We start from the raw sequence: 26,794 nt of genomic DNA on the forward strand, positions 1-26,794 counted from the left end.
CGATTGCGTAGCGGCGCGAGTCAATTTGTTCAAGCGGCAGTTTGAATTCCAAGAATGCGATCCTGTGATTGAGCTTTGAACATTTCAGTTGACCGGGAAACCGCACGAGGCCAATCCAAGTATTTCAGGCCAAGCGCCTCCAACCGCTTGATTCAAAAAAAACTCCGGGTTTAGACTGAAAATCCGGTTCCCTGGATTAAGGCGCACCGGATCAAAGCCCGGCGAGGTTCGAACGAACCCAGCACAGGAGGCAGACCCATGTACCGAATGCGACTGTTCGCGATTCGTCATGCCCGCACTTTCGAGTGGATCTATAAATGTGTCGAACGCGGCATGGTCGCGATGGACCCGATATTTGCAAAGATCGGATATAACCGCGTCGAACGCCCCATCGCACTGGTTGAGAAGGGCGTCAAAACCCTGTTGTTCGATTGCAAGATGTGCGGGCAATGCGTGTTGTCATCGACCGGCATGTCCTGCCCGATGAACTGCCCAAAGCAATTGCGCAATGGCCCCTGTGGCGGCGTGCGCCCCGGCGAGTTTTGCGAGGTGAAGCCGGATATGAAATGTGTCTGGGCCCTGGCCTGGAACGGAGCCAGCCGCATGCGGCACGGAGCCGACAAAATAAAAGAAGTTCTGCCACCGGTGGAGCACACGTTGAAAGGCTCGTCATCCTGGTTGCGTGTCAGTCGCGAGATTGCAGCGCACGAGCGCGAGACCCGGGATGCTGCCCGGTTGGCGCTGGCCGAGGCATTCCCCGAAGCGCGCGAGAATGAACCTTCTGCGGCACCACTGGCCGCCGAACCACCCAACGCGATAAACCGGGAACTGAAGAAATGAGTGATACCCATCGCAACGAGGTGGAGCCGATAGGCTATGTTCCGGTTCCCCAAGGACATGTGTCGCACAGCCGGTTGGAGAAGGTGCTCCGTTCAGGCCGTTTCGCAGTCACCGCCGAGTTGAACCCACCCGACAGTGCCGACCCCGAGGATGTTTATCAGGCGGCCCAACCGCTTGGCGAAGTGGCTGACGCGATCAATGCAACCGATGCTTCGGGCGCGAACTGCCATATGTCCTCGATTGGGATTTGTGCCTTGCTGACGCGCGCGGGTTATTCTCCGGTCTATCAGATTTCCTGCCGCGACCGGAACCGGATTGCCATTCAGGGCGATGTTCTGGGGGCTGCGGCGTTGGGCGTCAGTAACGTGCTGTGCCTGACCGGCGACGGCGTCGGCGTCGGGGATCAGCCGGGGGCAAAACCGGTATTCGATTTCGATTCCCTGACCCTGTTGCGGACGATCCGCACGATGCGCGATCAGGGAATGTTCCTTTCTGGTCGTAAGATCACGCGCCCGCCGCAACTGTTCCTTGGTGCTGCCGAAAACCCCTGCATACCGCCTTATGACTGGCGACCTGATCGTCTGGCAAAGAAGGTTGAGGCCGGGGCCGAGTATATTCAGACCAATTACATCTACGACATTCCGCTGTTCGAGAAATTTATGGCGCGTGTGCGCGATGCGGGACTGGACAAGAAAGTGTTCATCATCGCGGGCGTCGGCCCCATCGCGTCAGCGCGTGCGGCACGCTGGATGCGCAGCAATGTTCCCGGCATTCACATCCCCGATCAGGTAATCGAGCGGATGGAGAAAGCCGAAAAACCAGCTGACGAGGGCAAAAAGATCTGTATCGAACTGATCCAGCAGATTCGCGATATCGCGGGAGTGTCTGGCGTTCATGTGATGGCCTACAGGCGTGAACACGTGGTGTCAGAGATCATTCTGGAATCCGGTGCGTTGAAAGGGCGAAAACGCGCCCGCCCGTCCTGAAAGGCACAGGCAAAACTCAGTGTCCCAACAAAAAAGGCGCCGGTCAGGCGCCTTTTGCATGGATGTGTTTGCCGGTCAGTCGAACTTGCGCGACGGGGCCAGTACCATGGCTTCGCCGATCAGAACCTTCTTACCCTCGACCGAGCAATGGCAATCTAGTTTGACGCGGCGCTTGGAAAAGTCGATGTCGATGACTTTGACCTCGGCATAAACCATGTCACCGGGGCGCACGGGGGCCAGGAACTTTAGTGACTGCCCCATATAGACCGTGCCATGACCCGGCAGTTGTTCGCCAATAACGGCCGAGATCAGCCCAGCTGTCAGCATTCCGTGCGCGATACGCCCTTCGAAGATTGTATCGCGGGCATAATCATCATCCAGATGCACCGGGTTCCGGTCTGTCGAGATCTGCGCAAACATCTCGATATCTTCGTCCGTCACCACTTTGCGCAGGTGGCGGGACATTCCCATTTCGATGTCTTCGATACAGATCGTTCCGCGTGGAAGATTGTCCAACATGTTGCCCTCACTCGAAATCGACCGAGAAAGAAAAAACCACTATCCGGCCTAGGTTGGCAACTTTATTACTTCGCAACTGCAGAAAATCAAGTCTTTTCTTGCTATCTCAATCGACCGATTGTGTAGGTCGGGTTGATCTTTTCCCTTTCGATATAAGCCGTTAGGGATTCGTGATCCGGATGGTGCGACGTTTTTGTCTCAGCAGCCGCCAGCCCGCCCGAAATGAACAGGGAATCAATGCCTTCACCCATGCCCCCCAGAATGTCCGTATGGGGGCCGTCGCCGATCACCAGAATGTCGCTGTCGGGGATATCATGGCCCAGTTCCTGCAACCTGCGGCGCGCCAGATCGTAGATCGGCGGGTGCGGCTTGCCGAAATACAGGCTCTCGCCGCCCATCTCGGTATAGAGCTTGGCCAAAGCGCCGGCACACCATTCGCGCACCTCGCCGCGATCGACAACAATATCGGGGTTTGCGCACAGCAGCTTCATGCCCATCTGTTTGGCATAGAGGAAATCGGGGCGGTTCACGTCCGGGTCAGCCATTGGATCAAAGGGACCACAGCAGACGATCCCCTCGGCCTCTCTCAGCGGGACACGTTCGATATGGATCGGGTGGTGCAGCAGTTTCAGGGGCTCGAAAAAGCCCGCATCGCGCTGCCATTCCCCCATGAAGTAAACCTTGTGCCCGACAGCACCACGGAACATCGCCGACCGTGCGGAATCGCCGCTGGTGGCAATGGTGTCATAGGCATCTGCGGGAACATTGAACTGCACTAGTTGCTCGGCCACACCCGCACGGGGTTTGGGCGAGTTCGTGACCAGCACAACAAGCCCCCCGTCCGCGCGATAGGCTTGAAGGGCTGCGACAGCTTCGGGATAGGCCGTGATTCCGTTGTGAACGCACCCCCAAAGATCGACAAACAACGCTTTGTAGCGGGCGGAGATTTCGGACAGCGCGTGAACGATCTGGGTCATATGTGGCCTCAAGCTGAAACTGCACGAGCCTTATGACCGATTGGCAAGGGATTGGCCACCAATCGATCGGTGGCCGCCCTGTATTTCGTCGGTTGGGTAAAGGTCTGTTTAAGCGCAATGCCGAAGGCGCAGACTGAAGACCAATAATGCGAGGCCCGTTTTACTCAGAATGACGGACCCCGCGTGTTTTTTCAGACCTTCAGGTTCGGAATGATCTGCTTTTTACGGCTCATGATGCCCGGCAGAACCACGGCGTCGCCATCGACGGATGCACCAAAGCTTTTCTCGGCAACGGTTTTGACTAGATCATTGGGCACCAGCAGGGTGGCTTCCTCGTTCAGGATATCGACGACGAACAGCAGCACCTGATCGACACCGTCTTCCTTGGCGACATCCACCATCGAACCCGCCAGGCTTGCCTTGCGGTCCAGAATGACGGCCGGCGCAGTGGTTTCCAGAACCGAGACGCGGAATTTGGTGCCATCGACCTCGTATTCCTTGCTGTCCATGCGGATCAGTTCGGCATCCGAGAAGGACGAGACATCCGATTTCGCCGCAAACATATCTGCCGCATAAGCCGAGATATCCAGCTCCAGTTCGGCCGCCAGCCGCTCTGCGACCTCGCGGTCATGGGGCGTGGTGGTGGGCGAGCGGAATTCCAGCGTGTCCGAAAGGATGCAGGTCAGTGCCGCGCCCTTGATGGCGTCGGGCATCTTGGCTGCATCGTCGCCCATCAGGTCGACCATGATGGTGGCCGTGCAGGCCAGCGGGCGCACGGTGATGTCGATCGGGCCTTTGGTTTCCAGACCACCGACCAGCTTGTGGTGGTCGATGATGGCGCGAATGTCAGCGTCATTGACGTTGGCGGGCAGTTCGGCAGGGTTGTTGGTGTCGACGATAACCACCGGAGTGTCCGCTGCCAGATCGTCCAGGATGCGTGGTTTGGGCAGATCCCAGTTGTCCAGCATGAACGCCGCTTCGGTGTTGGGCTCGCCCAACAGCACGGGCTCGGCCTGCACACCTTTGATTTCGTTGAGGTACCACGACCACAGGATCGGCGAGCCTGTGGAATCGGTGTCGGGGGATTTGTGACCAAATACGAGCGTTGTCATGTCAGCGTCCTGCGGAATGGAAATTTGCGCGCGTTATAGGGCGGACAAACGTCCTTGTCACGCCACAGCAGCCCGTCTGCGACGCTTGGTCTGAAAACCGCTGAACCAGCTTAGAAAGCGGCGCGTGTCAGCGTGTATCCGGCCTGCTCCAGCTGGTTCAGCAAACCGTGATCGTCACTCAGATGACCTGCGCCGACCGCGATCACTGCCGTCTGATCCGTGATGGCCAGAATATGCTCCATCCACAGGGCATTCCGCTGGACAAGCATTTGCTGCTCGAACCCGTTCCATTCCTCATCGAAGACGTCCCGGCTCAGCCCGGATTCCTCGAACCCCTGCAGGCGGGCGAGTTGTATGATCTCGGCGTGCTTTTCTTCCAGATATCCATTGGCCATGGTGGCCAGTTGATCGTTGCTTCCCATCATCGCCCCGGACAGCCGCACCAGCGACTCGACCTGCTGTTCCAGAGGGTGGCTGTCGAACATGGCGATCAGGTCGTCGATACGTTCCAGCGAGTATTGCGGAATGCCGTTTTCTGCGGCCAGATCGTTCAGGCGGGCGTCCATGCCGTAGGTCCCGTTCGGATCTTCCATCATGCAGGGCGGGATGCTCAGCATCATGCTCAAGAACCACGGTCGCATTTTGGCAGCCATCCAGCCGGGAATGCCGCGCTGGTGCAACGCGGTCGAAAATGCGGCCCAATCTTCATCTCCCATCAGGTCGATCAGGGTCGGCCCGGAAGTGATCATTACGGCGCTGAGATTATTGGCCAGATTCTTTTCGAAAGCATCCATGTCAGTCTGGGTGACTTCGAAATAGAATGCGTCAGCCTGGCTCAGGTCCGGAGACAGGCGTTCAACCACCTTTTCCATACGTTCGTCATAAGTGTGCAGGGTGCCAACGATGTGCAGAACCGTATCATCCTTGCGCGCAATCCAGTGGTTGCCTTCCGGAAAGGGGATGTCCGCCACGGCGCGTTGCAACTCGGCCCGCGCGTCATCTGACAGCAGTGGGCGCAGGTCCTGCCCATCGCACGCAGCCGCAGCCGTGATCGGGGCCAGTAGAAAAGCGAGAAACGTCAGCAGGCGCATGAACCTATCCGGTGTTGTGTCATCAAGGTGTCCCAGACATAGCCATGCCTGCGGCCCATGTTCAAGCAACCCGTCTGGTATTCCTCAACAATCTGCGTAGCATAGGCCCATGAACCGCGAGCAGGACCTCTATCCCCCGATCAAGGCGCTTTTGGAGCGTCAGGGATACACCGTCAAAGGAGAAGTGGGCGCAGCCGATATCGTCGCCATGCGCGAAGACGAGCCGCCTATGATTGTCGAACTCAAGCTCAGGTTCACGCTGTCCCTTTTCCATCAGGCGATTACCCGCCTGAAACTCACGGATCAGGTCTATATCGGGGTCAGCAAACCCACCGGGCGCACGGCCCGGCGGGCGCTCAGGGACAATCTGGCGCTGTGCCGCAGGCTTGGTCTGGGTCTGATCACCGTACGTGCCGATGGCACGGTCGAGGTGCAATGCGATCCGGGCCCATATGTGCCGCGCAAGGACAAGGCCAGGGCGGCGCGGCTGCTGCGTGAATTCAACCGGCTGGAGGGCGACCCCAATTCCGGGGGCGCGACACGTCATGGGATTGTGACGGCCTACCGTCAGGATGCGCTCAAATGCGCGGCCTTTCTGGCAGAACACGGCCCGGCCAAAGGGGCCGAGGTTGCCAGATCGGCGGGTGTTCCGGTCGCCACCCGGTTGATGCGGGAAAATCACTATGGGTGGTTCGAGAAGGTTGAAAAAGGTGTCTACGCTCTTACCTCTGAGGGAACAGACGGCTTGAAACACTGGGCGTACAGCTGGGAACAGGCTGACTGAGGCGTTGTTAAAAAAATCCCAAACACCTTGTTGACTCGGCGTTTTAGACTCCCTAGCTATGCGTCGTTATCACTCATACACACCGAGTGCTAACGCCTCGTCGAAAGGCGAGGGGAGGATAAACAAAACTTTGAGCCCAAGGAGCTGCAAAGATGGCATTGAAACCGCTTCATGACCGTGTGCTGGTTCGCCGTACCGAAAGCGATGAAAAAACCGCAGGCGGACTGATCATTCCTGACAGCGCAAAAGAAAAGCCCAGCGAAGGCCAAGTCGTCGCAACCGGCGAAGGCGCGCGCAAGGACAGCGGCGAGCTGATCGCAATGGCGGTCAAGGCTGGCGACAAGATCCTGTTCGGCAAATGGTCGGGCACCGAGGTTCAGGTCGACGGCGAAGAGCTGCTGATGATGAAAGAAAGCGACATCATGGGGATCATCGAGTAAGCCCGCGCTTTCTCTGATCTTCCACTCAACACATTTTCTCAAGGAGAAACGACATGGCTGCAAAGGACGTCAAGTTCGACACCGATGCCCGCAACAAGATGCTCCGGGGTGTGAACATCCTGGCTGATGCTGTCAAAGTGACCCTGGGCCCCAAAGGCCGCAACGTGGTACTGGACAAATCCTTCGGCGCACCGCGCATCACCAAAGACGGTGTTTCGGTTGCCAAGGAAATCGAACTGGAAGACAAGTTCGAAAACATGGGTGCGCAGATGGTGAAAGAAGTCGCCAGCCGCACCAATGACGAGGCCGGTGACGGCACCACCACCGCGACCGTTCTGGCGCAGGCCATCGTAAAAGAAGGCCTGAAGCAGGTTGCAGCGGGCCTGAACCCGATGGACCTGAAGCGCGGTATCGACCTGGCAACCGCCAAAGTCGTCGAAGGCATCCGTGCTGCTTCGCGTGAAGTCAAAGACTCGGCAGAAGTTGCTCAGGTTGGCACCATCTCGGCCAACGGCGAAGCTGAAATTGGCCAGCAAATCGCAGACGCGATGCAGAAGGTTGGCAACGAAGGCGTCATCACCGTCGAAGAAAACAAAGGTCTGGAAACCGAGACCGATGTTGTCGAAGGGATGCAGTTCGACCGGGGCTACCTGTCGCCTTACTTCGTCACCAACGCAGACAAGATGGTGGCCGAGCTTGACGACTGCCTGATCCTGCTGCACGAAAAGAAACTGTCCTCGCTGCAGCCGATGGTTCCGCTGCTCGAGCAGGTGATCCAGTCGCAAAAGCCGCTGCTGATCATTGCAGAAGACGTTGAAGGCGAAGCGCTGGCAACTCTGGTTGTCAACAAACTGCGCGGCGGCCTGAAAATTGCTGCTGTCAAGGCACCGGGCTTCGGCGATCGCCGCAAAGCCATGCTGCAGGACATCGCAATCCTGACCGGTGGTCAGGTGATCAGCGAAGATCTGGGCATGAAGCTTGAGAATGTCACCATGGACATGCTGGGCACCGCCAAGAAGATCGAGATCAGCAAAGACGAAACCACCATCGTCGACGGTGCTGGCGAGAAAGCCGAGATCGAAGCACGTGTTGCCCAGATCCGCACCCAGATCGAAGAAACCTCGTCGGATTACGACCGTGAGAAGCTGCAGGAACGCGTTGCCAAACTGGCAGGCGGTGTTGCCGTTATCCGCGTCGGCGGCATGACCGAAGTTGAAGTGAAAGAGCGTAAGGACCGTGTGGACGACGCTCTGAACGCAACACGCGCAGCCGTTCAGGAAGGCGTCGTTGTAGGCGGTGGTGTTGCTCTGGTTCAGGCCGGTAAAGCACTGGAATCGCTGAAAGGCGCAAACGCTGATCAGGACGCAGGCATCAACATCGTGCGCAAGGCCATCGAAGCGCCGCTGCGCCAGATCGCCGAAAACGCAGGCGTAGACGGCGCGGTTGTTGCAGGCAAAGTGCGCGAGTCTTCGGATCCGGCCTTTGGCTTCAATGCTCAGACCGAAGAATATGGCGACATGTTCTCGTTCGGCGTGATCGACCCGGCCAAAGTTGTTCGTACCGCTCTGGAAGACGCGGCTTCGGTTGCCGGCCTGCTGGTCACCACCGAAGCGATGGTTGCAGACAAGCCGCAAAAAGATGCACCTGCTGGCGGCATGCCCGACATGGGCGGCATGGGCGGCATGATGTAAGCACGTCGAATTCGCCTCGGCGAATTCTGACGACCCCTGACAGGCGTTTGGCTGCAAGGTCAAGCCGTCGAGAGGGGAAGCCAAAGTGCTAACGGACGGGGTCGCCTTTTGGCGGCCCCGTTTCGTTCCTGATAGCCGCAATGCGGCCACGCCTCCGGCGGGAGTATTTTGGAAAAGATGAAGGCAGCTCCGCGTGTTCTCGAATTGTGAGTGTCCAACCTGCCGCCAAGTCGGTATGTGGTTGAAATGCGACTGTTCCTTCTGACCGCCCTGACCATGTGCGCCTTTGCGGCGAACTCCATTCTGAACCGGCTGGCTATCGACAGCGGATCCAGTGATCCCGCGGGGTTTGCCATTATCCGGGTTCTGGCGGGGGCGCTGGTTCTGGCCGCACTGGTTGTGCTGCGCAGAGGACATTTGCCGCTGCGCACCTGCAGGCGGTTCATCGGGGCCGGGTCGCTTTCCCTGTATATGATCGGGTTTTCCATTGCCTATCTGACGTTGGATGCGGGGCTGGGCGCGCTTATCCTTTTTGCCGTTGTGCAGATCACCATGTTCGCCGCCACCGCCCTTACCGGGACCAAACCTACCCGCCGACAGCTGGCCGGAGCAGCGATTGCGCTGGGTGGTCTGGCCTGTGTCCTGTGGCCCACAGGAACAGTGCAGGTCGATCCAACCGGAACCGTTTTGATGATTGCCGCCGGGATCGGCTGGGCGGCCTATTCACTGGCCGGGCGGTCCGAGCCTGATGCGTTGCAGGGCACGGCTGCAAATTTCATCGTCGCGCTGCCTGTGACCGCGTTGGCCCTGATGGCCACAGGGGCAGAGTGGCACATGACCGGATTGGGCTATCTCCTTGCGGCCTTGTCAGGTGGCGTGACCTCGGGTCTGGGATACGCCTTGTGGTATCGCGTTCTGCCCCAACAGGCACCTTCAACGGCGGCGGTTGTTCAGCTCAGCGTGCCGGTGATTGCGATTGTGGGCGGCGTGGTGCTGTTGGGGGAAAGCGCGGGTGTGCGGCTGCTTGTTGGTGCGGCGCTGGTTTTGGGCGGTATCGCGCTGGCTGTCCTGCGACGTCAACGTGGGAAGGTCTTTTAACGTGGGCGCACAGGCTTTATCTGGCGGGTATGAGAATTCTGATCGCCCTGCTTTGTTGCCTTATTCCCGCCGTGGCCAATGCGAAATGCGTTGTCCTGCTGCACGGTCTTGCCCGGACCGAGGCGTCGTTCAGCGTGATGGAACAACTGTTCAAAGCGAATGGCTATTCCGTCGTGCGCCCCGGTTACCCATCGACCGAAATCGGAATCCCCGAACTGGCCGAACAAACCATCCCGCAAGCGTTTGCAGCCTGCGGCACTGATACCGTCAATGTCGTTGCGCATTCCATGGGCGGCATCCTGTTGCGATACTGGTTGCAGGACCACAGCCCTGAAAACATGGGCCGTGTCGTCATGCTGGGGCCGCCCAATCAGGGTAGCCAGCTGGTCGATGAACTCAGCGCGTGGGAGGTGTTCGGATACCTGAACGGTCCGGCCGGTCTTCAACTGGGTACGGGCCCGGATGGTATTCCCAGCCGCCTGCCGCCCGTGGATTTCGAACTGGGTGTCATCGCAGGTGACCAGTCCCTGAACCTCGTGTTTTCGTCTCTGATCGACGGTCCTGACGATGGCAAAGTGTCGGTCGAGTCCACCAAGGTCGAAGGCATGGCCGATCATCTTGTCTTGCCGGTGACCCATACCTTCATGATGAACAACCCGCAGGTCATGGCGCAGGTGCTGCACTTCATTGAATTCGGCCGGTTTGATCCGCAGATCACTTGGCTGGACGGTGTGATGGACGTAATAGACGAGATCTGTATCGGGCAAAACTGCTCGGAACCGGGGGCGGAGCCATCAGAATGACCGCATTGGAACTGACATTGACCGGAGCAGAGGTCCTGCTACCGGATGAAGGGCTGTCACGCGCAGACCTCTCCATTGCGGATGGGGTCATTCAGAAAGAGGCTACCGGGCGGCGGATTGACCTGACCGGGTTTCTTGTTCTGCCAGGTATTGTCGACTTGCACGGCGATGGGTTCGAACGCCACATCGCCCCACGTCGCGGCGCGATGAAGCAGATGAATGAGGGCATTCTGTCGGTCGAGGCCGAACTGGCCGCCAACGGCATCACCACAGCCGTTCTGGCGCAGTTTTACAGCTGGGAAGGCGGCGTGCGCGGCCCGGACTTTGCCGCGCAGGTGTTTGCGGCCATCGCAGCGGTCAAGGGCAGCACGGTCACCGATCTGATCCCGCAATTGCGGTTCGAGACCAATATGCTCGCGGATTACGACGGGCTGGCCCGTCGCATCGCCGATTGGCAGGTGCCATACGTGGTCTTCAATGATCACCTGCCGCATGATCGTTTGGCACAGGGCAAGAAACCACCGCGCCTGACCGGGCAGGCATTGAAGGCCGGACGCAACCCAGAGGCGCATTTTGCGATGCTGCTCGACATGCACGCCCGCAAGGCTGAGGTTCCGGCGGCGCTAGAAGCGCTCTGTTCGGACCTTGCGGACATGGGCGTGCGTCTGGGCAGCCACGATGACACAACTGCCGAGGCGCGCGCCTGGTGGCGCGGCCAAGGGGTGCGCATTGCCGAGTTTCCCGAAACGCTTGAAGCCGCCGAGGCCGCGCGCGCTGCCGGGGATCACGTCATTCTCGGCTCACCTAATGTGGTCCGCGGCGGCTCGCATAAGGGCAACGCCAGCGCGGTAGAGCTGATTGCGATGGGGCTCTGTGATGCGCTGGCCTCGGACTACCATTATCCCAGTCCACGCCGCGCGGCGCTGATGCTGATCAAAACCGGGCTGCTGGATCTCGCAGGGGCCTGGGCGCTGATCTCATCCGGCCCCGCGCGGGTGCTGGACTTGCAGGACCGGGGCACGCTTGCCGCGGGCAAACGCGCCGATCTGGTAATCCTTGACGCAACCACTCACCGGGTCGCCGCGACATTGGCGGGCGGGCGCGTCAGCTACATGTCAGGGGATATCGCGGCGCGCTTTGTGGGGTGAAACCAGACCGGCTTCACCTTTTTCCAAATACTTTCGCCGAAGGCATCGCGCCGCAGCGCGATATTCTACCGCTTGATCCGGTTGAAATGTCCCATCTTGCGACCGGCCTTGACCTCGGCCTTGCCGTAAAGATGCAGCGCGACGTCCCGTTCGCGCGCCAGCTCGGGCACACGGTCCATATCGTCGCCAATCAGGTTCTCCATCACCACATCCGAGTGGCGCTGCCCGTCGCCCAACGGCCAACCCGCCACCGCGCGGATGTGCTGTTCGAACTGATCCACGGCGCAGCCATTCTGCGTCCAGTGGCCCGAATTATGCACGCGCGGCGCGATCTCGTTCACGATCAGCCCGCCGGGTGTCACGAACAGCTCAACGCCCATGACACCGACATATTCCAGCGCGTTCAGGATATTGGCCGCCAGCAGGATGGCATCGGTGCGCTGGGCAGGGGACAGTCGGGCAGGGATGGTGGTGGTGTGCAGGATGCCGTCGCGGTGCACATTCTCACCCGGGTCGAAACAGGCCACCTGACCGTCCAGTCCCCGCGCTGCAATGATCGAAACCTCGTGTGAGAAATCAACAAAACCCTCCAGAAGGGCAGGCGCACCAGCCATATCGGCCAGCGCGGCCTCGGCATCCCCGGGGCTGCGCAATCTGGCTTGTCCTTTGCCGTCATAGCCAAAGCGGCGGGTCTTCAGGATGGCGGGCGTGCCGATTTCTTCGATGGCCGCATTCAGGCTGTCCAGATCGGTGATATCCGCAAACGGAGCCGTTTTCAGGCCAAGCCCCTGCAGGAACGTCTTCTCGGTCAGGCGGTCCTGACTGACCCTCAATGCCTCACGCCCGGGACGAATGGGGCGATGGGCTTCCAGAATATCCAATGCCTCGGTCGGGATGTTCTCGAACTCATAGGTGATGACGTCCACCGCATCGGCGAAGGCCGTCAAGGCGTCGATATCGTCGTAGGCCGCTGTCGTAACCCGATCCGCAACCTGTCCGGCAGGCGGGTTTGCGCCCGGCTCGTAGATGTGGCTGACAAACCCCAGCCGAGAGGCTGCCACCGACAACATCCGGCCCAGCTGGCCGCCACCCAGAATCCCGATCACTGCACCTTGGGCGAGCATCTCCGCCATCGTCAATTCTCCAAACGTTTTCCAATTGCGCCAAGCGCCGCTCTCAGCGCCTCATGCGCGCCCTGTTCGATCAGGGTGCCCGTCATCTGCAGGCTCAAAGTACCTTCGGTCGCCAAAGCGTCGCGCTCCTGTGCCAACCGCCCGGCTGTGCCTTTTTCCATCGCGGCGAGAAAACCCGCCATCAACTGCGTGGTATAGAACTCGGCCCCGTCCGCATCGCCGGTTACGTCACCCAGCCATTCGGCCCCGGTGGCCATCAGATCCAGAATGCCGGGAACCATTGCACAAATGGCAAAATGCGCATTCAGCGCCGCTTCATCCGCAACCTTGACCACTGGGTTTTCCGGCTCAAACAGCTCGGCCAGCAAGCGGTCATTGCCGAACGCCGCCATCGGACAGCCGCCGGACTGCAAGAACCCCAGCGGGATGGTTTGGACGAAATCCGACGCAGGGGCGCAAAGCTTGGCTAAATCCTCGGCGGAAACGGCCGCCATAACCGAAACAACCTGCTGATCGGCGCGAAAGGTCAGGGGGGCCAGAACTTCGGCCGCGATATGCGGGCGCAGGCACAGAAACACGATGTCCGAGGCGTCAATCACCGTTTGCGGCGGCGCGATAGTCACGCCCAGTTCGGCCTTCAGGGCGGCCGAGACCTCGGCGTTGCGTTCTGTCACGCTGATCTCATGCCCTTTGGCGGCCATCAGCCGCGCAATCGGCGCGGCGATATGCCCGGTGCCGATAAACCCGATTCTGCTCATCCCTGCGGTTCCTCGGGGATCGAGGCGGACAACGCGTCACGCCAGGCATCCAGCCGCGCGGCCAGGGCTTCATCCTGCAAGGCCAGAATGCCCGCGGCCATCAGGCCCGCATTGGCCCCGCCAGCCGACCCGATTGCCATGGTCGCCACCGGAAAGCCTTTGGGCATCTGCACAATGGAATACAGTGAATCCACCCCCGACAAGGCCCGCGTCTGCACAGGCACGCCAATCACCGGTACGCGTGTTTTCGAGGCCATCATGCCCGGCAGATGTGCCGCTCCGCCAGCGCCCGCGATGATCACCTGCAACCCGCGCGACACGGCGGTCTTGCCATAGTCCCACAACCGGTCCGGGGTGCGATGGGCCGAAACGATACGCGCCTCATAAGCGATGCCCAGTTCATCCAGAATATCTGCGGCTTCCTTCATCGTGGGCCAGTCCGACTGGCTGCCCATGATGATCCCCACTGTCACATCGCTCATCCGCTTACGTCTCCGCGCTCAGAAAGAGCGCGCACTATAGCCAAATCCGCTTTTGTGGCAATGCGGTACAGGGCGTTCAGGCAATGATATCGGGGGTCAGGCGATCTTCGATCAGGCGGATGAAGTCTTTCAGGCGCAGTTTTTCCTTTTTCAGACGCCGAAGGGTCAACTGATCAGCCGTTCCTTTTTCATGCAGCGCCTCGATCGCTTCATCAAGGTCGCGGTGCTGGCGGCGGAAAACCTCCAATTCAACCCGCAGAACTTCATCGGTTTTCATCGAAAGGTCGGTGGGCGCGTTCATTGGCGACTCGGGCTTGTTGTGGTGCTTGCCCAACAAGATAGTGTGTCAGACGTTATCGCGCCAGACCTTGTGGACATCCTGGTTTCTTCCCATATTCTATAACAAGCGGTTGCCGGAACGGGACCGCGCACCACGTCGCTTTGACAATAAAGGACGAAAATACGTGTCGAAACTTACTCTTGGCTCATACCCGCATCTTTTGGGGTTCGAGCAGCTGGAACGCCTTCTGGAACGGTCTGCAAAGGCCGGTAATGAAGGATACCCGCCCTATAATATCGAACAGACCTCGGACTTTTCCTATCGCATCACCCTTGCCGTGGCAGGGTTCGCCGAAGAGGATCTGTCGATCACCATCGAGGATCGCCAACTGGTGATCCGGGGCCGTCAGCGCGACGACAGCGAGGGGCGCATCTTCCTGCACCGTGGCATCGCGGCGCGTCAGTTTCAGCGCATGTTCGTGCTGGCCGACGGGGTCGAGGTGGGCGAGGCGATCATGGAAAACGGTCTGCTGCATGTGGATCTGACTCGCGCCGTGCCGGAAACCGTGGTTCAGACAATCAATATACGGAAGGGGTAAGAGCTATGAATACACCGATTGAAATCAACACCGAAGGTGATCGTATCGTCTATGTGAAAACAGTCGACGTTGCCGATCTGCCGCGTGATCTGCGCGATCAGGCAGGTGATCTGGATCACCTTTATGCCGTGCACGATTCCGATGGGCAGCAACTGGCGCTTGTGGCCGACCGCAAGCTGGCTTTCGTTCTGGCCCGTCAGCACGACCTGTCACCTGTGGCCGTTCACTGAACGGCCCCTTAGCCCGGGCGGGGCTGAAACGTTGCCCGCAACACATGCGCATCGGCGAAACTGCCGCTTTTAACCTGTAACGGAGCCGACTGCATGAGCTGGTTTGAATTCGACTGGGTAGACGCCTTCACCAATCGTGCATTTGGCGGCAACGGTTGTGCCGTGGTCCATGGCGGCGCGGGTCTCTCGGCCGAGGTCTGCATGGCATATGTGCGCGAAACCGCTCTGGTCGAATGCACATTCACCGGCCCGTCCGACGTGGCCGACATCCGCGTCCGGTATTTTCTGGCCAGCCGCGAAATTCCCTTCGCCGGGCACCCGACGATTGCCACCGTAGCGGCGATGCGGTCGCGTGGTATGATCTCCGGCGATAATCTGACGCTGGAAACCGGCGCGGGTCTGGTTTCGATCGGATTGCAGGGCGACCAGATCGAAATGACGCAGGTCGCACCGCAATTTGGTGCGCATGTGCCTGCCGATCTGGTGGCAAAGGCGATCAGCCTGCCGCAAGAAGCCATCATCTCGCCACCCCGGATGGTTTCAACCGGCTTGCCCTTCTGTATCACCGTTCTGCGCGATCATGACGCGTTGCGCGCGGCCCGCCTGTCCGAGGGCGCGCTGCGGAAAGTGGCTGCGACGGCAGGGTATTCCGGCTCGGATATGGCCGAGCCTTTCCTCGTGACGCTCCAAGGGGCCACCGATGCGGGCGATACGTTCTCGCGCCTGCTTATGGCCCCGCCCAGCCCGCCCGAGGATCCGTTTACCGGGTCCGCCACCGGGGCCATGGCGGCCTATCTGTGGAGATACGGGCTAATGACCAAAGACAGTTTCGTTGCGGAACAGGGTCACGATATGGGCCGCCCCGGTCAGGCCGTGGTCACGCGCGTTGGACCCGCCGACGCGATGACAGGGATCAGGGTTGCCGGTCAGGGGCATATCCTGATGCGCGGGCAGGTTGACCTGCCAGAGACCGCGCAATAGACGAACCGGCTCACACCCGGCGACGTCCCCAAACACCTCAGCCTCGTCAAAACAAAAACGGCCCCCGTAAACCGGAGGCCGCTTCGTTTCATTCATCAGATTCAGCCGGCTGCGATCAGGCCCATGCTTTCCAGCTTCAGCAATACCTGATGGGCGCAGTTGTCGACCTCGACATTCTCGGTCTCGACACGCAGCTCGGGGTTCTGAGGCACGTCATACGGGTCCGAGATGCCGGTGAATTCCTTGATCTTGCCCTCGCGGGCCAGCTTATACAGACCCTTGCGGTCGCGCCGCTCACACTCTTCGATGGTGGTCGCAACATGCACTTCGCAGAAGGCACCGAACTGCTCGATCTCTTCGCGCACCGCGCGGCGTGTGGTGGCATAAGGTGCGATCGGGGCGCAGATGGCGATGCCACCGTTCTTGGTGATCTCGGATGCCACATAGCCGATCCGGCGGATGTTCAGGTCGCGATGCTCTTTCGAGAAACCCAGTTCGGATGACAGGTTTTTTCGCACGATATCGCCATCCAGCAACGTGACCGGACGACCCCCCATCTCCATCAGCTTGACCATAAGCGCGTTGGCGATGGTGGATTTGCCCGAGCCCGAGAAGCCGGTGAAGAACACGGTAAAGCCCTGCTGGCTGCGTGGCGGCTTGGTCTTGCGCAGCTCGGCCACAACTTCGGGAAAGCTGAACCATTCGGGGATTTCCAGGCCCTCGGCCAGACGGCGGCGCAGTTCGGTGCCCGAGATGTTCAGGATCGTGACATTGTCCTTATCCAGAATCTCGTCATTCGGCTCGTATTGCGCGCGTTCCTGCACATAGACCATGTGTTTGAAATCGACCATCTCAACGCCGATCTCATCCTGGAACTGGCGGAACAGATCCTGCGCGTCATAGGGGCCATAGAAATCTTCACCGGCCGAGTTCTTGCCCGGGCCCGCGTGATCTCGGCCCACGATGAAATGGGTGCAGCCATGGTTGGCACGGATCAGCCCGTGCCAGACCGCCTCGCGCGGGCCTGCCATGCGCATCGCCAGATTCAGCAGGCTCATCGAGGTGGTGGATGCGGGATACTTGTCCAGTACCGCCTCATAGCAGCGCACGCGGGTAAAGTGGTCCACGTCGCCGGGCTTGGTCATGCCGACGACCGGGTGGATCAGCAGGTTGGCCTGCGCTTCCTTGGCAGCGCGGAAAGTCAGCTCCTGATGCGCACGGTGCAGCGGGTTGCGGGTTTGGAAGGCCACGATCCGCCGCCAGCCCAGTTTGCGGAAATAGGCGCGCAGCTCGTTTGGTGTATCGCGGCGACCGCGGAAGTCATAGTGAACGGGCTGCTGGATGCCAACAATAGGGCCACCCAGATAGACCTTGCCCGCCACATTGTGCAGATAGTTCACAGCCGGGTGGGCATCGTCATCGGCGCCAAAAACCTTCTCAGCTTCGCGCGCCTTGTTCGGGGTCCAGCGGTCGGTCACCGTCATGGTGCCCAGGATCACGCCTTCCTGATCACGCAGCGCGATATCCTGACCCAGTTCGATCTTGTCCGCAAAATCTTCGCTGACGTCCAGCGTGATGGGCATCGGCCACAGGGTGCCATCAGCCAGACGCATGTTTTCAACGACATTGTCGTAGTCGGCTTCGCTCAGGAAACCTTTGAGCGGATTGAAACCGCCATTCATCAGCAGTTCCAGATCACAGATCTGGCGCGGGCTCAGATCCCAACTGGTCAGGTCGGCGGCTTCAACCTTCAGTTTCTGGGCCGAGTCGTACGACACATAAAGTTCGGGAATGGGGGCCAGATTGCTTAACATCGTCATCTGAATACTCTTATCGCAGTGTTGTGTTGCCAGTGATTCAAGGGCGTTTTCGGGGCATTTGCACCGACTGTCGCGCGAAGTCCACTGGCGTCAATGAAACAAAGGACGATATGCGCTGATTTCTCGCGGATTGGAAGGAATTTCCAACTCTGAAATCAAAATGATGATCTGGTTCCTTGGGGCGTAGATAATCCGATCATGCAAAGTATGACTGTTCCTGTTTTTGCGTGTGTGGCGTAAGCCCGGACGCGCGAGTGACTGGCAGGGCGGGAATCGGATCGGCAACGCCGCGCAGCTGGAACATCCGGATCCCCTCCGGCGGCAGGTCCATGCCCGCAGCCGTCAACACTTCTTGCGAGACCAGCAGTTCGACCCCCAACGCCTTGGTCTCGCTTTCCAGTCGGCTGGCCACATTGACAGCGTCGCCGATGATCGTTCTTGCGGCATGTCCCTGCGCGCCAATCTCACCCAGCACCAGATCCCCAAGGTGCAGGCCCATTCCGATCCGAATGCCAGGGCTGCCCTCGGCCTCAAGCCGTTCGTTGAACCGGTCGAGGGCATGGCTGATATCTATCGCAGCTTTCAACCCAGCGCTGGCGGATGCTGCTGCATCGGGTTTTTCGAAAACCGCCAGCAACCCGTCACCCATATACTTGTCCACGACACCCCCGTCCTTGGTGATGGCAGGAACAACGGCGTCGAAGAACCGGTTCAGCAGGAACACGATGTCATAGGGCAACTGACCGGTCGTGCGAGCGGTAAATCCACGCATGTCCAGAAACAGCACGGCCAGTTTCCGTTCCTGCCCCTGACTGGCATGCCCGCGGATGCGCCCGCCATCCGGTTGAAAAACGCGGAAAACGGTGGTCGGTTCCGTCGGGCGGATCTGACAGGCCAGCCTTGTCTGCGGTGAGGCGCCGACAGCGGCCAGACTGCGGGCCTCGACATCGCCGGGTGGGGGCAGGGCGCTGGCGCCCTCTTCAACGATGACGCGGCACGTGGTGCAGCGCCCCTTCCCGCCGCACAAGGCCGCATGGGGCACACCATGTGCCTGCGAAATCTCAAGCAGGGTCATACCCTTTTCGGCATCTACCTCGGGCCCGCTGCTGTAACTCACCCGCACCGAATGCCTGCGCCGCCACAGCTTGCGCCCGATATACACAAGACCCGTGGCCGCCAAGGCCAGCCAGAACGCCAGAAGGGCATTGTCCTTGACGGTGAACATGGTCTGGAACGCCTCGGGCGAGGGCCAGTTGTAATGCTCGATATATTGTTCCCGCAAAAACTCATCTGCGAAATCCATCCAAATGCGGCGACCCTCGGTCAGCAGACCGGCCAAAGCGAACATGGGGATGAAGACGGCAACACCGATCAGATAGGGTACGGCGCTGGACCACCATTTCGTCAGCCGTAGCCACATATGCAGTCCGATACAGCCATGCACCCAGACGATCAGCAACAACGCGCTTTGCATCCATATCACGGTGCTGGGCCACATCAGGATGATGATATACCCCATCTCGTCATTGACGTCATAGATCTCGTGCGCGACCCGAGTCTGGATGACATGCGAGATCAGCTGCAATGGTATCAGCAGACCCAGAACCACCTGCAACGCCATGCTGAACGGCATGCGCAGGGTCCGGCGCTGCGCGATCGAGGTCAGCGCCAGACCGGCATGCGTGAACAGCGCCGCATAAAGCAGCACGCTCAAAAGGATATGCCGCGTCACCGCTGTTCGACCGTCCTGCATCCCGTGCAGATAATCGGTGTGAAACAGGCCCATCCCGATGTTGATAAAATGGAAGAAAGCGAAAGCAAACAGAACCAACCCGCTGCCGATCCGAAGCCGGGTTGCCCAACCGCCACGCCACAAAGCGCTCTTCAAGAATACCACCTGTATCGCTGTTCGCTGTGGTTGGACTTTGCGGGGACGTTCGCGGTCAGGTCAAGGCTTCGGGTGCAAATCTAAGCCTGCCAGTGGGTGGCAGGGTGTTGGGAGTGAATTGATATCTTGTCCGCACAAAACAGCACCAGATGGCTGAGGTCAGGGCGCGTGCGCGAGCTGTAGATCAAGCCGTCCGCCCCCAGTGCCCGCGCTTTATCCGAAAAAGCCCATGTCGGCGAAGGGACCCCCATAGCACGATTATCCTGCCAGATCACCGAGACAGCCGTCTGCCCGCGGTAGTCCACCAACCGCGCGTTTTCCACCAGAAACCTTTGTATCACGCGGTCGGGATCATCCCCCGAGACGTAGCGCCGGATGGCGACCGAAGCGCCCTCGGCGCTAAGCGAGGCATAAAGCGCGAACTGTCCGGAATGATGAAAGCGCCCCTCAGGCGCGCGGGCAGGCAGCAATGGGGTCGCTGCCTGCGACGCAAACAGAATTCTCCAGACTGGGCCAGAGAATTCAAGCATGCATCAGTCCTGTTCGGCCAGGAACCGTTCGGCATCCAGTGCCGCCATACAGCCCATTCCTGCGCTTGTTACCGCCTGACGATAGACATGGTCGGTCAGATCGCCTGCCGCGAACACGCCGGGGATCGAGGTTTCGGTGCTGCCCGGTTTGGTGACGACATAACCACCCATATGGGTTTCCAGCGTGTCCTTGACCAACTCGTTCGCAGGGGCGTGGCCGATGGCGACAAAGACACCTTTGCACGGGATCTCGGTGATCTCGCCGGTTTTAACATGTTTGACCCGAACACCTTCGACGCCCAAAGGCGCATCGGTGCCGATCACTTCTTCCAGCTGGTGGAACCACAGCGGTTCGATCTTTTTATTCTTCAACAGGCGATCCTGAAGGATCTTTTCCGCCCGCAACTCATCGCGGCGGTGGATCAGGGTCACCTTGCTGGCGAAATTGGTCAGGAACAGGGCTTCTTCCACGGCTGTGTTGCCGCCACCGATCACCACGATTTCCTGCCCGCGATAGAAGAACCCGTCACAGGTGGCGCAGGCCGAGACGCCAAAGCCCTTGAACTTCTCTTCCGAGGGCAGACCCAGCCATTTTGCACGCGCGCCTGTGGCCAGAATGACCGCATCAGCGGTATAGGTGGTGCCGCTGTCGCCCTTGGCGGTGAAGGGGCGCTTGCTGAGGTCCAGATCGCTGATGATATCGCCAATCACCTCACATCCCATGGCCTTCGCATGGTCCTGCATCCGCACCATCAGGTCCGGGCCCTGCACCTCGGTGTCGCCGGGCCAGTTTTCGACCTCGGTCGTCGTTGTCAGCTGACCACCGGGTTCGATGCCCTGTACCAGAATGGGTTCCAGCATGGCGCGGCTTGCATATACGCCTGCGGTGTATCCTGCGGGCCCTGACCCGATGATCAGAACCTTGGTGTGTCTTGTGTCGGTCATGGTGCCCCCGCTCGAATTGCCTGAATTGGGCCCGCGGCCCGTCGCCCCGATATAGCGACCGACTGGCCCGGCTTAAAGCCCCTTACTGTTCAGGTCCCCTCGGGCCGGGGTGCCTTGTGATTACGGGAAGAAGGCGAAAAGGAAACAAAGAAAATTGCGCATCTGCGAAACATTATTGCGCGCGTGTGGGGTGCTGATATAAGAACCGAAAAAATCAGGAGCATTTGATGGTCACGACTCGGCTGGATGATATTGATCGCAAGATTCTGGCGGAACTGCAGGCGGACGGTCGTATGACCAATGTCGAGCTGGCAAAACGGGTCGGAATCTCGGCCCCGCCCTGTTTGCGCCGGGTGCGCACACTCGAAGAATCCGGCTTCATCACCGGCTATCACGCCGAGGTCAACTCACGCGAGTTGGGGTTCGAGGTTCAGGTGTTTGCCATGGTCGGTCTGGACAGCCAGGCCGAAGTCGAACTGCGCGCGTTCGAAGGCCGCTGCCGCGAATGGCCATTGGTCCGCGAATGCCACATGCTGAACGGCGAAGTGGATTTCATTCTGAAATGCGTCGCACCTGACCTGAGCAGCTTTCAGCAGTTTCTGACGGGCGAGTTGCTGACCACGCCAAACGTGGCCAGCGTCAAGACATCGCTCGTTATTCGCGGCGCAAAAGACGAGCCAGGCGTACCGTTCGACGTTCTGGAAGAACGTATGAACCGGATGGCGTAACGCCAACACGTTTTGGTTGCGCGGTGATTGGTGGCAACAGTGCTGCCACCGCAAGGGATAGAACCCAACTTATTACCAGCTGCATGATGCCCCCCATAATGCAGTAATCACAATCATGCTCAGGCCGTCATCGCGTCGATCTCACCATCTCCGGCGCGCGGCATCAGCAGCGGGCCAAAATCGTTCAGCGACTCGATATGCGCGAACAAGTTCAGATAGATCGACCGAAGCGAGTGGCTGATCATGCGAACCGCGTTCACACCTGGATGATATGTTTCAAACTGTAATCCATCTACGCGAATAACGGAATGGCGTTTTAAACAAATGTGAAACAGTTCAACGGGGGTAGGCGGCATTGTTTCAATGACACCCATCCCGTCCTGAAATTCGGACACGGGTGTAAGAATCGGCTGTCCCCCATGCAGGTGCCGCAAATGCGCAGGTGTTCCCACGATTCGCGCCGCCGGGCCGGCAATGACACCCGACATTGGCTTTTGCATCCCGAACGTATCCGCCATGATCCGCGTCAGCGGTCGCGTCCGGCCACGTGAATCCGCGCGTCCGGGGATCAACGTGACGGATCCCTTCCACAACACGGTTTCCGATGCGCCATTCTGCGTCAGGACCGTATCCCCAGGCATCAAATCCTCGATTGCCATCGGTCCATGTTCTGTTTCCACCAAAGATCCACGTGTGAAGGCACAAAACGCGTCTTCAAACATCGGCAAGGCGGGCGCGATATGGCGGGTCTGAACCACATCTCCATTCTTTAGCAGGCTGCTGACTTCATAGCGGCGCAGCTGGGCCTTTGGCTTTGAAACTGGCCGCGGTATTTCTCGCAGCATGGCCGAAGTTTCGATTGCATTTCTGGCCGCGCGGGCCAGTGAATTTGGAATAGTCATTAATATTCCGTCCCCTCAAAATGTTCGGTCAGGCGCGGCGTACCCCCGTACAGACGCGCCCGGCGAACTGGTTCTTTGTCTTGAAACAAATGGGTGACCCCCGGGCGACGACCGGAACGGTCCCGCAACGCGACTAAATCTCGCTTTCCAATGGTCAACACATTGACCCCCCAGACAAACTCGTACTTCACGGGCGAAATTGCCCGCACACACAACTCCGTAAAAGTCACGAACCCCTCGCTCGTGACGCGCGATACATCAGGCCGGAGCAAACCTGATACGCGTCGACCCAGATAAGACCGGCAGCTTGGTCTCTGGGTTTTTCTGTCTCAGCGTCGTGCCGCGATGCGACTGGCGACCCTGACAGAATTGCTTGTTGCCCGCTTCCACGGCATTTCCAGGTTCTGGTCCCGAGTGGCCTCGACCATGGCTTTCAGAAAGCGTGATTTGGTTTTCATTTTTTGGTCCTGCTCTGAGCGGGGCGTATTTCCCCACATCCTCTGTAAACCTTTTGTGACGCGCGTTTGCGGCAGGGATAAGGCTTATCCGGGATGATTTGCGGACAGAAAAATGAAGTCAGACGGACCTCCCACTCAACACGCCAGCGCCCGATTTTCGAACGTCAGATACCGATCTGATTACTGGCAAAAACTCGTTACGATTCTGATGCCCAATCAACACAACAAATGTGGCGGAAAAGTGGCAGGGCACCTAAATCTGGACGAAGATCACAATCTTATGACGGAGATCAGCCGCCCGTAATCGACCTCGTTCGCGTGCGTTGATCGGCGATAGGAATAGAACCTGTCGGGGTCGGAATATGTGCAGTGCCGGGTCCACTCGGCCTGTCCGATTCCCGCCTGCCGCAGCCGGTGCAGCCCGAAGGCGGGCAGATCAAATTGCAGGCGGTCACTTTCACCATTGGCAAAAAAGCGGCTGTTGTCCGGCGAATCCGCAAGGAACGCGTCCAGAAACTCTGGCCCCACCTCGTAAGCGCGCTGGGAAATACTGGGTCCGATCACGGCGCAGATATTGCTGCGGTCGGCTCCCAGCGCCTCCATCGCGTCCAGCGTTGCCTCCAGAACACCGTCCAGCGCGCCGCGCCACCCGGCATGGGCGGCACCGATCACATGCGCGTCGGGATCGGCGAACAGAACCGGCTGGCAATCGGCCGTCAGGATCGTCAGGGCCAGGCCGGGTGTTGCTGTGACAATGGCATCCGCTTTGGGCTTTTCACCGTCAACCGGGGCTTTGACTGTCAGAACCGTTGGCGAATGAACCTGATGCACCGCGACCATTGCCTCGGGTTCAACTTCCATCGCGTCGGCCACCCGCCGCCGGTTCAGCGCGACAATCTCGGTTTGATCCGAGGACCCCTGACCACAATTCAAGCCGCTGAAAATTCCTGAAGACGCGCCGCCGCGACGGGTAAAGAACCCATGGCGAAATGGCGACAGCAGGTCCGAGGTCAGAATTTCCAGCGTCATGGTTCCAATCCTGGTGGTGGGGCTGCATAGGCCGGGAAAAGGCCCATCACCTTGAACAGATTTCCCATTTCATCAGGATGCGTCAACCGCCGATGCGCGGCAATCAGCGCATCCAGCTCGGAACCGCTCAGCGCCTTTGACAAAGCTTGCGCGCGGGCGGTGATCCCCAGTCGTTCGAGGAAGACGCCCTGCGGTGTCAAGCGCGTATGCCTGCAACCACAGGCGCGGGTCGCAACGGCCAAAGGCTCAAAATCCACATGCGCGGTCAAATCGGCCTGACCGGGCGATGCCAGAGGATCGGTATGTTCGTGGTTTTGCAGAGCCTGCAAGGTATCGCCCAGCGAATGCCAGTCACCATAGTCGGTAATTAGCGCTGCGCCGCCATGGCTGGCGATCCGCCCCGCGATCACGGTCAGAATGGGAATCGCAGCAGCGCACAGTTCGACCAGATCACGGTCCTTGGTGTCCGACAGCCTGTCATTCAACGCCACCTGCGGCCCGATTGCGCCCAGTCCGAACGTCAACCCGCCGTCACGCTCACCCACCAGACGCTCGCGCCAGCCCGTGCCGTCACGCTGAAACTGGCGGATGGGCAGGGCATCAAAGAACTCGTTGGCAACCAGCAGCAGCGGTTGGTCGGGCAGGTCGGCGATCGTAATGATCCAGACCGCCTCGTAATCCTTCAGCGTTGCCGCCTGCACCTGTTTCAATACAGGCGATGCTTCGACCAGAACAACCTGCGCCGCCTCGTGAAAACCGGGTACAGACCGTGTGGCGCGCAAAATATCGGCCATCAGGGTACCGCGCCCCGGCCCCAGCTCGCACAGGGTAAACGGTGCGGGCCGTCCCTGATCCATCCAGCTCTGCGCCAGAGACAGCCCGACCAGCTCCCCGAACATCTGGCTGATTTCCGGCGCTGTGGTGAAATCCCCCGCTGCTCCCAGCGGATCACGGGTCGTGTAATAGCCCAGCGTCGGATGCAGCAGGCATTCAGCCATGTAATCCGCCACGCTCAGCGGTCCATCCTGCCGGATGCGGGCGATCAGATGATCGGTCAGGCTCATGCCGCCCGCCGCCGCGCCTGCAGGGCAAACCACAGACCAAGCGCAATCATCGGCAGCGACAGGAACTGCCCCATGGTCAGCCCGTACCCGCCCACATGCCAGGCCAGCCCCAGTGGATTGCCGGGCGATACGAACTGCGCATCCGGCTGGCGAAAGAACTCGACGATAAAGCGCGACGCGCCGTAGCCCGCCAGGAACGTCCCCATGACAAGGCCCGGTGTGCGAAAACCGCCGCGCCGATAGACCAGCCACAGCAATACCGCCCCCAGCAACACACCCTCCAGCGCGGCCTCGTACAGCTGCGACGGGTGCCGGGCGCACATGCCTGCGACCACGCCGGGGCAATCCTGCGCAGCATATCCAGGAAAGATGACAGCCCAGGGCAGCTCGCTCGGGCGGCCCCACAGCTCGGCGTTGACGAAATTGGCCAGTCGCCCCAGCAGCAATCCGGGCGGAACGGTGTAGGCAACCAGATCCCCCAGCGACAGGGCGGGGATACGGTGCCGTCGTGCAAACAGGTACGACGCAAGGATCACGCCCAGCAATCCGCCATGAAAGGCCATGCCGCCTTGCCAGACCTTCACGATCTCCAGCGGGTGGGACAGGTAATAAGCCGGTTGATAGAACAGCACAAAGCCCAGCCGTCCGCCCAGAATCACGCCCAGAATGATCCAGGTGACCAGATCCTCCAGCTGCTCGGGCTTCATCGGCGGGCCATCCGCAGGCCAGAGCGTTGGGCGGCGCAACGCCACAACGGCCAGCCGCCACGCGATCAGGATGCCCGCGATATAGGCCAGCGCATACCACCTTAACGCGAACTCCATCCCGAACAGCGGGATCGAGAACAGTTCGGGCGACAGATCGGGGAAATTCAGAACAGCCTGCATGTGCGTCTCATTGCCCGGGGTTTGCAGGTCAAGTCAACCTTGAGCCCGCGCCATTCTTTGCCCATATACATGTAAACCGCGAGATCGGAGAACAGATATGCAGACCCGCAACAAGATCCTGGATGACGTGTCCCAACTGATGACCAACGCCATGGGCGTGGCGCAGGGCGCGCGGGAAGAGGCTGAAAACGCGATGAAGTCGATGATCGACCGCTGGCTGGCCGACCGCGATTTCGTTACCCGTGAAGAATTTGACGCCGTGCGCGCCATGGCCCAGAAGGCGCGCGAAGAAAACGCGGCACTCGAAGCCCGCATCGCCGCGCTCGAGGCGAAACTGGACAAATAACGCCCCGGCGTTCCCTGTTTTCACAATTTTCGGACAAAGCATAACGTCGCGCAATCCAGCCCGGATTGTGCGGTGCTGTGTATTCTGACGCGTCGCATAATTTTTTCAAGATAAAGCTGACTCTGGCACCAATATTTTGATCGCCGTTGCTTTCTGTCCACAACTTATTGCTGTTATCCCCAATAATTAGGGTTGCCAGAACTTACGCCACATCGCACCATATTTAGTACAGGCCTATGGGGGAAG

The 26,794-nt window shown here is 59.5% G+C and carries 30 protein-coding genes; 13 read left to right on the forward strand and 17 right to left on the reverse strand.

Annotated elements, in window-relative coordinates; genetic code table 11:
• Nucleotides 1–258: 258 nt before the first annotated feature.
• On the forward strand, nt 259–840 hold the full coding sequence (locus ACR0AM_RS03270) for a methylenetetrahydrofolate reductase C-terminal domain-containing protein (protein ID WP_480519165.1): 582 nt from the start codon (nt 259–261) through the stop codon (nt 838–840).
• A complete protein-coding gene (locus tag ACR0AM_RS03275; RefSeq protein ID WP_480553918.1) occupies nt 837–1,826 on the forward strand; it encodes a methylenetetrahydrofolate reductase in 990 nt (329 codons plus the stop codon). The genes ACR0AM_RS03270 and ACR0AM_RS03275 overlap by 4 nt, the downstream gene beginning before the upstream one ends.
• A gap of 75 nt (nt 1,827–1,901) precedes the next feature.
• Here ACR0AM_RS03275 and ACR0AM_RS03280 read toward each other — a convergent pair whose 3' ends face one another.
• The 4 genes from ACR0AM_RS03280 to ACR0AM_RS03295 form a co-directional block, all read right to left on the reverse strand.
• Nucleotides 1,902–2,345, reverse strand: coding sequence for a MaoC family dehydratase (locus tag ACR0AM_RS03280; protein WP_267362989.1), 444 nt, complete (start codon nt 2,343–2,345; stop codon nt 1,902–1,904).
• Nucleotides 2,346–2,446: 101 nt separating this feature from the next.
• Entirely contained in the window at nt 2,447–3,322 is an 876-nt protein-coding gene (locus ACR0AM_RS03285; RefSeq protein WP_267362988.1) for a TIGR01459 family HAD-type hydrolase, read from the reverse strand.
• Between the two features lie 191 nt (nt 3,323–3,513).
• The gene (locus ACR0AM_RS03290) at nt 3,514–4,434 is read right to left on the reverse strand and encodes a manganese-dependent inorganic pyrophosphatase (RefSeq protein ID WP_480622109.1); all 921 of its coding nucleotides are present in this window, start codon (nt 4,432–4,434) and stop codon (nt 3,514–3,516) included.
• Nucleotides 4,435–4,544: 110 nt separating this feature from the next.
• Entirely contained in the window at nt 4,545–5,525 is a 981-nt protein-coding gene (locus ACR0AM_RS03295; protein ID WP_480622110.1) for a TraB/GumN family protein, read from the reverse strand.
• A gap of 109 nt (nt 5,526–5,634) precedes the next feature.
• Here ACR0AM_RS03295 and ACR0AM_RS03300 point away from each other — a divergent pair, with 109 nt between their 5' ends.
• The 6 genes from ACR0AM_RS03300 (at nt 5,635) to ACR0AM_RS03325 (ending at nt 11,489) form a co-directional block, all read left to right on the forward strand.
• A complete protein-coding gene (locus ACR0AM_RS03300; RefSeq protein WP_480622111.1) occupies nt 5,635–6,309 on the forward strand; it encodes a DUF2161 domain-containing phosphodiesterase in 675 nt (224 codons plus the stop codon).
• 152 nt (nt 6,310–6,461) lie between these two features.
• Entirely contained in the window at nt 6,462–6,749 is a 288-nt protein-coding gene (gene groES / locus ACR0AM_RS03305; protein WP_209504786.1) for a co-chaperone GroES, read from the forward strand.
• Between the two features lie 53 nt (nt 6,750–6,802).
• Nucleotides 6,803–8,440, forward strand: a complete 1,638-nt coding sequence (gene groL, locus ACR0AM_RS03310; protein WP_480475465.1) for a chaperonin GroEL — start codon at nt 6,803–6,805, stop codon at nt 8,438–8,440.
• A gap of 246 nt (nt 8,441–8,686) precedes the next feature.
• Nucleotides 8,687–9,538: a DMT family transporter gene (locus ACR0AM_RS03315; RefSeq protein WP_480622112.1), complete on the forward strand. Its 852-nt coding sequence runs from the start codon at nt 8,687–8,689 to the stop codon at nt 9,536–9,538.
• A gap of 29 nt (nt 9,539–9,567) precedes the next feature.
• Nucleotides 9,568–10,341, forward strand: a complete 774-nt coding sequence (locus tag ACR0AM_RS03320; RefSeq protein ID WP_480519156.1) for an alpha/beta fold hydrolase — start codon at nt 9,568–9,570, stop codon at nt 10,339–10,341.
• The gene (locus ACR0AM_RS03325) at nt 10,338–11,489 is read left to right on the forward strand and encodes an alpha-D-ribose 1-methylphosphonate 5-triphosphate diphosphatase (RefSeq protein ID WP_480622113.1); all 1,152 of its coding nucleotides are present in this window, start codon (nt 10,338–10,340) and stop codon (nt 11,487–11,489) included. Before ACR0AM_RS03320 ends, ACR0AM_RS03325 begins: the two co-directional genes overlap by 4 nt.
• A 65-nt stretch (nt 11,490–11,554) precedes the next feature.
• Here the strand turns inward: ACR0AM_RS03325 and ACR0AM_RS03330 are convergent, their stop codons facing one another.
• The 4 genes from ACR0AM_RS03330 to ACR0AM_RS03345 all read right to left on the reverse strand — a co-directional run bounded on the left by ACR0AM_RS03330 (nt 11,555) and on the right by ACR0AM_RS03345 (nt 14,163).
• Nucleotides 11,555–12,622 carry a 5-(carboxyamino)imidazole ribonucleotide synthase gene (locus tag ACR0AM_RS03330; protein WP_480622114.1) on the reverse strand — a complete coding sequence of 356 codons (1,068 nt, stop codon included), beginning with the start codon at nt 12,620–12,622 and terminating at the stop codon, nt 11,555–11,557.
• Nucleotides 12,623–12,624: 2 nt separating this feature from the next.
• Nucleotides 12,625–13,380 (reverse strand): NAD(P)-binding domain-containing protein, encoded by a 756-nt coding sequence (locus tag ACR0AM_RS03335; protein ID WP_480622115.1) that lies wholly within the window; start codon nt 13,378–13,380, stop codon nt 12,625–12,627.
• Nucleotides 13,377–13,862: a 5-(carboxyamino)imidazole ribonucleotide mutase gene (gene purE, locus ACR0AM_RS03340; protein WP_267362974.1), complete on the reverse strand. Its 486-nt coding sequence runs from the start codon at nt 13,860–13,862 to the stop codon at nt 13,377–13,379. The genes ACR0AM_RS03335 and purE overlap by 4 nt, the downstream gene beginning before the upstream one ends.
• Before the next feature lie 76 nt (nt 13,863–13,938).
• Nucleotides 13,939–14,163, reverse strand: a complete 225-nt coding sequence (locus ACR0AM_RS03345) for a YdcH family protein (protein ID WP_209504778.1) — start codon at nt 14,161–14,163, stop codon at nt 13,939–13,941.
• Nucleotides 14,164–14,326: 163 nt separating this feature from the next.
• Between ACR0AM_RS03345 and ACR0AM_RS03350 the strand changes: the two genes are divergently transcribed.
• The 3 genes from ACR0AM_RS03350 to ACR0AM_RS03360 all read left to right on the forward strand — a co-directional run bounded on the left by ACR0AM_RS03350 (nt 14,327) and on the right by ACR0AM_RS03360 (nt 15,951).
• Entirely contained in the window at nt 14,327–14,740 is a 414-nt protein-coding gene (locus tag ACR0AM_RS03350; RefSeq protein ID WP_058275530.1) for an Hsp20 family protein, read from the forward strand.
• Nucleotides 14,741–14,745: 5 nt separating this feature from the next.
• Nucleotides 14,746–14,970, forward strand: coding sequence for a DUF1150 family protein (locus tag ACR0AM_RS03355; protein ID WP_209504776.1), 225 nt, complete (start codon nt 14,746–14,748; stop codon nt 14,968–14,970).
• Between the two features lie 93 nt (nt 14,971–15,063).
• Nucleotides 15,064–15,951 carry a PhzF family phenazine biosynthesis protein gene (locus ACR0AM_RS03360; RefSeq protein WP_480622116.1) on the forward strand — a complete coding sequence of 296 codons (888 nt, stop codon included), beginning with the start codon at nt 15,064–15,066 and terminating at the stop codon, nt 15,949–15,951.
• Nucleotides 15,952–16,052: 101 nt separating this feature from the next.
• Here the strand turns inward: ACR0AM_RS03360 and ACR0AM_RS03365 are convergent, their stop codons facing one another.
• The 4 genes from ACR0AM_RS03365 to trxB all read right to left on the reverse strand — a co-directional run bounded on the left by ACR0AM_RS03365 (nt 16,053) and on the right by trxB (nt 21,134).
• Nucleotides 16,053–17,771 carry a bifunctional sulfate adenylyltransferase/adenylylsulfate kinase gene (locus tag ACR0AM_RS03365; RefSeq protein ID WP_480519148.1) on the reverse strand — a complete coding sequence of 573 codons (1,719 nt, stop codon included), beginning with the start codon at nt 17,769–17,771 and terminating at the stop codon, nt 16,053–16,055.
• 196 nt (nt 17,772–17,967) lie between these two features.
• Complete coding sequence (locus ACR0AM_RS03370) at nt 17,968–19,659, reverse strand: adenylate/guanylate cyclase domain-containing protein (protein ID WP_480622117.1); 1,692 nt, start codon at nt 19,657–19,659, stop codon at nt 17,968–17,970.
• Between the two features lie 80 nt (nt 19,660–19,739).
• Nucleotides 19,740–20,189: an RES family NAD+ phosphorylase gene (locus ACR0AM_RS03375; protein WP_480493622.1), complete on the reverse strand. Its 450-nt coding sequence runs from the start codon at nt 20,187–20,189 to the stop codon at nt 19,740–19,742.
• 3 nt (nt 20,190–20,192) lie between these two features.
• The gene (trxB, locus tag ACR0AM_RS03380; RefSeq protein WP_480622118.1) at nt 20,193–21,134 is read right to left on the reverse strand and encodes a thioredoxin-disulfide reductase; all 942 of its coding nucleotides are present in this window, start codon (nt 21,132–21,134) and stop codon (nt 20,193–20,195) included.
• Nucleotides 21,135–21,361: 227 nt separating this feature from the next.
• On the opposite strand from trxB, the gene ACR0AM_RS03385 reads away from it, so the two are divergent.
• Nucleotides 21,362–21,862, forward strand: a complete 501-nt coding sequence (locus ACR0AM_RS03385) for an Lrp/AsnC family transcriptional regulator (protein ID WP_480493624.1) — start codon at nt 21,362–21,364, stop codon at nt 21,860–21,862.
• A gap of 119 nt (nt 21,863–21,981) precedes the next feature.
• On the opposite strand, the gene ACR0AM_RS03390 is transcribed toward ACR0AM_RS03385, so the two are convergent.
• The 5 genes from ACR0AM_RS03390 to lgt form a co-directional block, all read right to left on the reverse strand.
• Nucleotides 21,982–22,764, reverse strand: a complete 783-nt coding sequence (locus tag ACR0AM_RS03390; RefSeq protein WP_480475489.1) for a Hint domain-containing protein — start codon at nt 22,762–22,764, stop codon at nt 21,982–21,984.
• Nucleotides 22,765–23,093: 329 nt separating this feature from the next.
• Nucleotides 23,094–23,222 (reverse strand): hypothetical protein, encoded by a 129-nt coding sequence (locus tag ACR0AM_RS03395; RefSeq protein WP_480622119.1) that lies wholly within the window; start codon nt 23,220–23,222, stop codon nt 23,094–23,096.
• Between the two features lie 270 nt (nt 23,223–23,492).
• Entirely contained in the window at nt 23,493–24,251 is a 759-nt protein-coding gene (pgeF, locus tag ACR0AM_RS03400; protein ID WP_480475491.1) for a peptidoglycan editing factor PgeF, read from the reverse strand.
• A complete protein-coding gene (locus ACR0AM_RS03405; protein WP_480622120.1) occupies nt 24,248–25,315 on the reverse strand; it encodes a class I SAM-dependent methyltransferase in 1,068 nt (355 codons plus the stop codon). Before ACR0AM_RS03405 ends, pgeF begins: the two co-directional genes overlap by 4 nt.
• Entirely contained in the window at nt 25,312–26,202 is an 891-nt protein-coding gene (lgt, locus tag ACR0AM_RS03410; protein ID WP_480622121.1) for a prolipoprotein diacylglyceryl transferase, read from the reverse strand. Before lgt ends, ACR0AM_RS03405 begins: the two co-directional genes overlap by 4 nt.
• Nucleotides 26,203–26,299: 97 nt before the next feature.
• Here lgt and ACR0AM_RS03415 point away from each other — a divergent pair, with 97 nt between their 5' ends.
• Nucleotides 26,300–26,548 (forward strand): accessory factor UbiK family protein, encoded by a 249-nt coding sequence (locus ACR0AM_RS03415; RefSeq protein ID WP_050604795.1) that lies wholly within the window; start codon nt 26,300–26,302, stop codon nt 26,546–26,548.
• The last annotated feature ends 246 nt before the right edge of the window (nt 26,549–26,794 follow it).

It is taken from the genome of Ruegeria sp. AD9 (genome assembly GCF_056542305.1).